The sequence below is a fragment of the Actinokineospora sp. genome, assembly GCF_050699995.1.
Taxonomy (GTDB): domain Bacteria; phylum Actinomycetota; class Actinomycetes; order Mycobacteriales; family Pseudonocardiaceae; genus Actinokineospora.
The window spans coordinates 1-6,936 of sequence record NZ_JBOHGC010000288.1 but is presented as its reverse complement, the minus strand read 5'-3'; the positions used below and the strand labels follow the sequence as shown (position 1 = coordinate 6,936).

8 protein-coding genes and 1 pseudogene are annotated in these 6,936 nt (G+C 70.0%); 2 read left to right on the top strand and 7 right to left on the bottom strand.

Annotated features, from left to right (window positions below; genetic code table 11):
* The coding region (locus tag ACRDSQ_RS14345) for a hypothetical protein (protein ID WP_431421564.1) at positions 1-990 on the bottom strand (990 nt) is incomplete at its 3' end.
* 107 nt (positions 991-1,097) lie between these two features.
* Between ACRDSQ_RS14345 and ACRDSQ_RS14340 the strand changes: the two genes are divergently transcribed.
* Together ACRDSQ_RS14340 and ACRDSQ_RS14335 are read left to right on the top strand one after the other, a co-directional pair.
* On the top strand, positions 1,098-2,138 hold the full coding sequence (locus ACRDSQ_RS14340) for an MBL fold metallo-hydrolase (protein WP_431421563.1): 1,041 nt from the start codon (positions 1,098-1,100) through the stop codon (positions 2,136-2,138).
* A gap of 207 nt (positions 2,139-2,345) precedes the next feature.
* Positions 2,346-3,926 (top strand): M12 family metallo-peptidase, encoded by a 1,581-nt coding sequence (locus ACRDSQ_RS14335; protein ID WP_431421562.1) that lies wholly within the window; start codon positions 2,346-2,348, stop codon positions 3,924-3,926.
* 39 nt (positions 3,927-3,965) lie between these two features.
* Here the strand turns inward: ACRDSQ_RS14335 and ACRDSQ_RS14330 are convergent, their stop codons facing one another.
* From ACRDSQ_RS14330 to ACRDSQ_RS14305, 6 genes and pseudogenes are all read right to left on the bottom strand, one after another.
* Positions 3,966-4,481, bottom strand: coding sequence for a methylated-DNA--[protein]-cysteine S-methyltransferase (locus ACRDSQ_RS14330; protein ID WP_431421560.1), 516 nt, complete (start codon positions 4,479-4,481; stop codon positions 3,966-3,968).
* A gap of 96 nt (positions 4,482-4,577) precedes the next feature.
* Complete coding sequence (locus ACRDSQ_RS14325) at positions 4,578-5,141, bottom strand: hypothetical protein (protein WP_431421558.1); 564 nt, start codon at positions 5,139-5,141, stop codon at positions 4,578-4,580.
* A gap of 125 nt (positions 5,142-5,266) precedes the next feature.
* Entirely contained in the window at positions 5,267-5,818 is a 552-nt protein-coding gene (locus ACRDSQ_RS14320) for a hypothetical protein (protein ID WP_431421556.1), read from the bottom strand.
* A gap of 165 nt (positions 5,819-5,983) precedes the next feature.
* The gene (locus ACRDSQ_RS14315) at positions 5,984-6,247 is read right to left on the bottom strand and encodes a zinc ribbon domain-containing protein (protein WP_431421565.1); all 264 of its coding nucleotides are present in this window, start codon (positions 6,245-6,247) and stop codon (positions 5,984-5,986) included.
* Positions 6,201-6,518: a zinc ribbon domain-containing protein gene (locus ACRDSQ_RS14310; RefSeq protein ID WP_431421555.1), complete on the bottom strand. Its 318-nt coding sequence runs from the start codon at positions 6,516-6,518 to the stop codon at positions 6,201-6,203. Before ACRDSQ_RS14310 ends, ACRDSQ_RS14315 begins: the two co-directional genes overlap by 47 nt.
* A pseudogene (locus ACRDSQ_RS14305) lies at positions 6,511-6,936 on the bottom strand (hypothetical protein); the annotation flags it as partial. The pseudogene ACRDSQ_RS14305 and the gene ACRDSQ_RS14310, both read right to left, overlap by 8 nt.

Genomic DNA, 6,936 nt, shown 5'->3' with positions numbered 1-6,936 from the left:
CCCCCCCCCCCCCCCCCCCCCCCCCCCCCCCCCCCCCCCCCCCCCCCCCCCCCGACAGTCCCAGTCCCAGGCCAGTCGGTAGATGCCGGGCACCGGGTCCAACACCGCGAACTGTGCGGCGCAGCTGGTGCCCAGGGGGACTTCTACCTCTTCCTGCGGGACATCCCCGATGGTGGGCAGGTACGTCCGGTAAACCCGCACCGGCAGGGCGGTGGGGTCGAACTGGACCTGCACCGAGTAAACCCGGCACAGCCTGCCGAGGCGCTGCGAGTGGTAGCGCTCCTCGGCGTCGGTTTGGACCGTGAAGCCGATCGTGACGAGGTCTCCCGCGCGGGCGGGGTGGTCCAGTAGCAGTTCGTACGTGGTGAAACCGGTTTCGGCGTCCTGGCGTCTGCGGCCGAGGCGGCAGCCGATGGTGTCGGTGATGTCGAGGCAGTCGCCGACGTCGCTTCGGTATGCCCCGGTGTAGCGGTCTGTCCCGTCGCGTTCGGCGCGGAAGACGATGTGGTGGCCTACGGTCCGCATCCGCCGTTGGGCGTCCACGGTCGAGGTGAGGTGGGTGGCGATCTTGGCGACCCGGTTGATCGCCTCGATGCCGGTGCCCATCCGCTGCAGCGCTCTGGCCAGGCCGTCCGGTCGGGCCCAGGCCTGGTCGGCGCGCATTTCGCCGGGGCTTTGGGTGAGCCAGCGGCCGCGGGGGCGTGGTGGGCCCAGCAGGCTCGACAGCGCACCCGGGGGGACGCCGACCATGTCCTCCAACACGGCCAGCGCGCGCAGCGAGTCGGGGCGTTCTGGCTGGGTCCGGCCGCTCTGCCAGTTGCTCAGCGCCGTTTTGCTCACCGCCGCGTCGCGTTCGCGGAGGCGGAACTGGACGCGGTCCAGGCTCAGGCCGCTCGACTTGAGCGCGAGCCGCAGGGCCAGGCTGAACGGGCCCGTCGACAAGGCCTGGGACAGGCGCCTGCTGTCGCTGGTCTCGCGGTCGACCGGCATACCGCTCCCTCCTGCGTTCCCGCGAGGAACCATAGGGACTCGCGGCGCGGCTTGCTACTGTTCGGTGAACTAACCGTTGCGTGAGGCAACTACTTCGGGAGGCGACAATGGGTGCGGGAACAGGTCCGTGGACCGAGCCAGGCGCGTTTCCAGTCGCCCCTGGGGTGCACCGGATCCCGCTCCCACTGCCGAACGACGGCCTGCACGCGGTCAACGTCTACGCGGTCGAAAGCGCGGGCGGGCTGGTCCTCATCGACTCCGGCTGGGCCCTGCAAGAGGCCCGTGACCTGCTGGAATCGTCCCTTGGCTCGATCGGGTTCGGGTTCGAGGACATCAGCCGGTTCCTGATCACCCACATGCACCGCGACCACTACACGCTGGCTGTCGAGCTGCGGCGGCTGTTCGGCGCGCGGATCGCGCTCGGGGTCGGGGAGCAGCCGAACTTCGACGCCGTGCGCGCAGGCTCCGGGGACGCGCAGCTCGCCGAGATCGCCCGCTGGGGCGCCACGGACCTGGTGGAGAAGCTGCGGGGTCTCTACACCCGGGACAACGCCGACCAGGCCAGGGCGACCTACGAACTGCCCGACGACTGGATCCCCGGCTCCCAGGACATCGAGGTCGGCGACCGCACCCTGCGGGCCGTGCCCACCCCCGGCCACACCCGCGGCCACGTCGTGTTCGCCGACCCGGCCGCGTCGCTGCTGTTCTCCGGTGACCACGTGCTGCCGCACATCACCCCGTCGATCGGGTTCGAGCCCGCCCGCGCGGAACTGCCGCTGGGCGCCTACCTCGACTCGCTGCGGCTCATGCGCACCCTGCCGGACATGCGCCTGCTGCCCGCGCACGGCCCGGTGACCGACAGCGTCCACACCCGCGTCGACGAACTGCTCCTGCACCACGAGGAGCGCCTCGCCGCGACCGAGGCCGTCGTCCGCGAAGGCGCGGCGACGGCGTTCGAGGCTGCGAGCCGGCTCACGTGGACCCGGCGCGGTCGCGCTTTCGATGAATTGGACACCTTCAACCGCACGCTCGCGGTGGGGGAGACTGCGGCGCACCTCGATGTGCTGGTGGTCCGCGGGGAACTCAAGTCGTCCATTGTGGACGGTGTGGTCGAGTACGTTCCGCTGCCCGGCGACCAGAATCGCTGACCGACTCCATGCACAACGTCGCTAAACCGCCACTTTCCTTTATCTGGTAAGCGGTAACCCTGTCGCGCGTCTGTGCACGGCGGGATCGCGTGGATAACGTCCGAATCTCATTACCAACCACGGCGCCTGCCTCGCCGTGCGCGACCGCTTGCGCACCGACCCCTGCTCGCGTGGGGCACGCGTCGGGTTGCCGCGCGAGGGAGAGTAATGAAGCGACGACGGAAAACCCTGTCCACACTCGCAGTTCTCGGACTGGGTGTGAGTTTCCTGGCTGTCCTGCCCACCGCTTCCGCAGAGCCCCGCCCAGTGGCCGTCCCCCTTTTCGCCGAGGACACGACCGCGCTCGACGTGAGCCAGGCGGAGAACCTGCGCAAGGAACGGTCCGCCAACGCGGCGGTCCGGATCAAGCGCGCCAACGCAGCCGCGGTCGGCTCGGGCACCGAGCTGATCTCGCTGGACCTGGGCGACCGCACGGTCACCGCGGTGTGCGACAACGCGAGCACCACGGGAAGCGGCAACACGCTGTGGACCGGGCAGGTGCGCGAGACCGCGATCGCCCGCGCGGGCGGTCCGGCCGAGGTCGGCACCGACGAGTACAACTCCGTGACGCTGCTGCGTTCGGGCGACGGTGTCACCGGCACGGTCCGGGTTTCCGGTGTGCTGTACCAGATCCACCCGGTTGCGGGCGGCAGGCACGCGGTGCTCAAGGTCGATGAGTCGAAGATGCCGCAGGACCACCCGCGGGTCGCGGGCGGCCTGCCGACGATCGCCATGCCCGCGACGGAAAGCTCCAGCATCGCCGCGAACACGGTGATCCGGGTCCAGGTCGTCGCGACCCAGCAGGCCGTGAACGGCTACAGCGGTGACATGCGCGCGCTGGTCGACCTGGCCGTCTCCGAGACCAACAAGGGCTACCTCAACTCCGGGGTCGGGATCACCCTGGAACTGGCCCACTACTCGACGGTGAACTACACCGAGGCGGGCATGTCGACCGACCTCAGCCGCTTCCGCAACACCAGCGACGGCTACATGGACGGCGTGCACGCCCTGCGCGACCAGCACGCCGCCGACGTGAACGTGTTGGTCCTCAACGCCAGTTCGTCGTGTGGCATCGCCTCGGGCATCGGCTCCTCGGCGGCGACCGCGTTCGCCGTGGTGGCCCGCAGCTGCGCGACCGGGTATTACAGCTTCGGCCACGAGATCGGCCACCTGCAGTCCGCCCGGCACGACCCGGCGACCGACTCGAACAACACGCCGTACGCCTACGGCCACGGTTACCGCTATGGCAGCTCGTGGCGCACGATCATGGCCTACAACTGCTCGTCGAGCTGCCCGCGCCTCAACCACTGGTCGAACCCGCGCAAGACCTACAACGGGGTCGCGATGGGCACCACCGACCGCAGTGACAACGCGCGCGTCCTCGAGCAGACGAAGGCCACCATCGCCGCCTTCCGCGGCGGCGCCGCGACGCCGACCAACCAGCTGACCAAGGGCGTCGCGGTCACCGGCCTGTCCGGCGCGTCCGGATCGTCGACCGCGTACACCCTGGCCGTCCCGGCGGGCGCGACGAACCTGTCGTTCTCGACCTCGGGCGGCACGGGCGACATGGACCTGTACGTGAGGTTCGGCAGCGCGGCGTCGACCACTTCCTACGACTGCCGGTCGGTCGCCGGCTCGTCCACCGAGCGGTGCGCGTTCAGCACGGCGCAGGCGGGCACGTACCACGTGACCATGTACGGCTACTCCGCTTACTCGGGCGTGAGCCTGGTGGCGGACTACACGAGCTGAAGGCCGCAGCCGAGGGGGCACCCGGCCCCCTCGGCTCCGTCAGAACAGTGACGGCTGCCCGTTGGGCGCCGCGCCCTCGATGGTGAGCATGCGGAGTTTCGTCGCGGACCCGCCGCCCGCGGAGAACCCGCCGATCTTGCCGCCCGCGCCGAGCACCCGGTGGCACGGAACGATGATCGGGTACGGGTTGCGGCCCAGCGCCTGGCCCACGGCCTGCGCCGAACCGGGCATGCCCAGCTCGCGGGCGACCTCGCCGTAGGTGAGCGTCCGGCCCGGCGGGATGGCCCGGGCGACGCGGTAGACCTGTTGGTGGAACTCGGGAATCCCGGCGGGGTCGAGCACGATGTCGGCGAGGTCGTCGGCCTCACCCGCCAGCAGCGCCGTCATTCGCTCGATCGCCTCAAGCACCTGCGGGGGAGGGTCGCTCTCCTCGCCGGCTCCCAGGCGCCGAACCGTGGCCGAGTCGTCCTTCTCCGGGAGTTGGACAGCGGTGATCCCGTTCGGCCCCCACGCCACACCGCAGCGACCGATGGCCGTGTCGAACAAGGCGTACACAGGAACTCCTTTCGACACCGCCAGTCTGCCGCACCCGTACGACAAAACCGCGAGCCGCCCTTCCGCCGGGGGTTGGAAGGACGACTCGCGGTTTTGTCACGCGTCCAGCAGTTGGTCGAGCAGGGCTCGGTACTGGTGAAGAGATTGACGCAGTTCCTCGGTGTCCTGAGTCGACCGGCGCAGTGCCTTGTGGCGGTCGGCCATCGAGTTCTGCAGGCTCTGGATCACCTCGGTGACCAGCGCGTCCGCTCCCCGCACCGCTTCCTGGGGGTTGTCGACGAAGGTCGCCTGAACCCGCTGCCACTCACCGCGCAGCCGCGTCGCCTCCTCGGACTGGAACATCTTGCCGGGCTGCCCGGCGCGATCGGACTGGTCGACCTCAGGCGCGATGCGGTCCGTGGACCGCGGGCCCGCGGCGGGACGGCTCGCTTCCCGCGCGACGGACGCCTCGCCTGGCGGGACCGACATGTCGGCCTCGGTGGGCGGGACCAGGCCCCCGTGCGGCTGGGTCATGCCCGCGCCGCCGGGCTGTCCCGGACCCATCGACCCGCCCGGCTGTCTTGCCATCGGCCCGCGAGGTTGTCCGGGCCGGGCGTCCGGGGTCTCGTCGTGCGTGGGCGCCCGTCGAGTGGGGACATCGGCGGAGCGGCTGTCCTCCATCGTCCGTTTGTCCTCATCCGATTGCGATAAGTCGACATCCGGTGGGTTCTGGCTCCGCTCTCGTTCATCTTGTTGTCGTCGGGGATCTTGGTGTTCGGTGTCGTGTCGCACGGATGCCTCCGCGGCTATCGCTGGTTTGTACGGTGTTCGGCGGGCCCGAGCAGGTCGTCGAACAGCGCTCGGTAATGGACCATCGCGGCGCGCAGTTCCTCGGTGGAGACCTGGGTGCTGGCGTTGCGCTCCTTGATCTCGTGCGCCTCGCGGTAGTGCTCCAAGGTCTGGGCGTGGCCGACGGACAGGTCCGCGACCTGCTGGTCGTAGTCCTCCGTGGGGTAACCCCGCTCAGCCATCAGCGCGGTCACGAGCCGGTCGGCCTCCTCGACCGACGGGCTGGGCCGGTCGACGAACTGCTCCTGCACGAGCGCCCAGTGCTGGGAGTAGCGGTCGCGCAGGGTCGGCGAGAGCTCCTTGATGTCGAGCTTCGCGTGCCGCTTCTCGCGCTGGGCCAGCTCCCGCTCGGCCTCGCGGCGCGGGTGTTCGCGCACGGTGCGGTCGTACTCCGCGCCGAACTGCTCGCGCAGGTGCGTGCGGCGCCTGCGCATCATGGCCAGGACCGCGATCACCACGAGGAGCACGACGACGGCGATGACGATGCCGATGATCGTGCCGGTTGACATGTCGTCTCCTTCCGGAGCGAAAGGAACAAAACGGATCCCTTCTGGCTACCCCGCTCCGGCCTGCTGAAACGCTTTCAGCACCCGCAGGTGATCGCGTGCGTGGGCGCGGTCAGCGGGTTGACCACGCCACGTGTGCGGCCGGTCGCGCTTTCGACCTCGAACCGTTCACGAAACGTGTGATGACGTGTCGTGAGCCGTCACCTCGCGGTGCGGCGTTGACCTCGTGGGTCTTCCCGTGGCGGTACCCGCTGCCCGCATGACGCGGGTCTGACATGGGTTTCCATCGGGCTCGTTTCGTGTCGCCCCGCAACTCGGGGAGGACATGCCACCCGCGACCTCGCCCACCAGTTGGGCGAGGTTGCGGGCGGCGTTGAGATCACGATCAAGCGTGAACGCGCACTGGTCGCAGTGGAACGTCCGTTCGGACAGGCGCAGCTTGGCTTTTCACCGCGCCACAGGCCGAGCAGGTCTTCGACGACGGGAACCACCTGTCCGCCACATGCACACGGCCCCCGGCCCACCCCGTTTTGTAGGTGATCTGCCGGCGCAGTTCCCCCATCCCGACCCCGGCGACATGCCGGGCCAGGCGCCGGTTGGCCAGCATCCCGGCCACGTGAAGGTCTTCGAGCACGATCGTGCCGTGGGTGCGGACCAGGCGGCTCGACAGCTTGTGCAGCCCGTCGCGGCGGGCGTCAGCCACCGCCGTGTGCAGGGCGATCCGCGCTTGGGTCTTGCGCCACCGCACCGAGGGGCACGGTGGGTGCGCCGGTCCGGGCCGGTCCGACGCGAGCCTGCCGCCCCAACCTGCGCAACTCCCGCAACGCCACGTCGAGGTGCCTCGGGTTGGCGATGACCTCGCCGGTGGAGAGCACCGCCAGCGACGTGATCCCGAGATCCACCCTGACCACCGTGTCCGGTCGGGTCGGGGCTCGATCCTGGCGGTCGATCTCCACGGAGAACGCACAAAACCACCGCCCACTCCGGTAGGTGATCGTGGCCGAGCGGATCCGGGCGGTGCCGCGCTCGACGTGCCGGGCCAGTGTGCGGGTCGACTCGTGGGTGCGGATGACCCCGATGCGGGGCAGCCTCACATGCCTGCGGTCTTCGGCGAGGCCGAA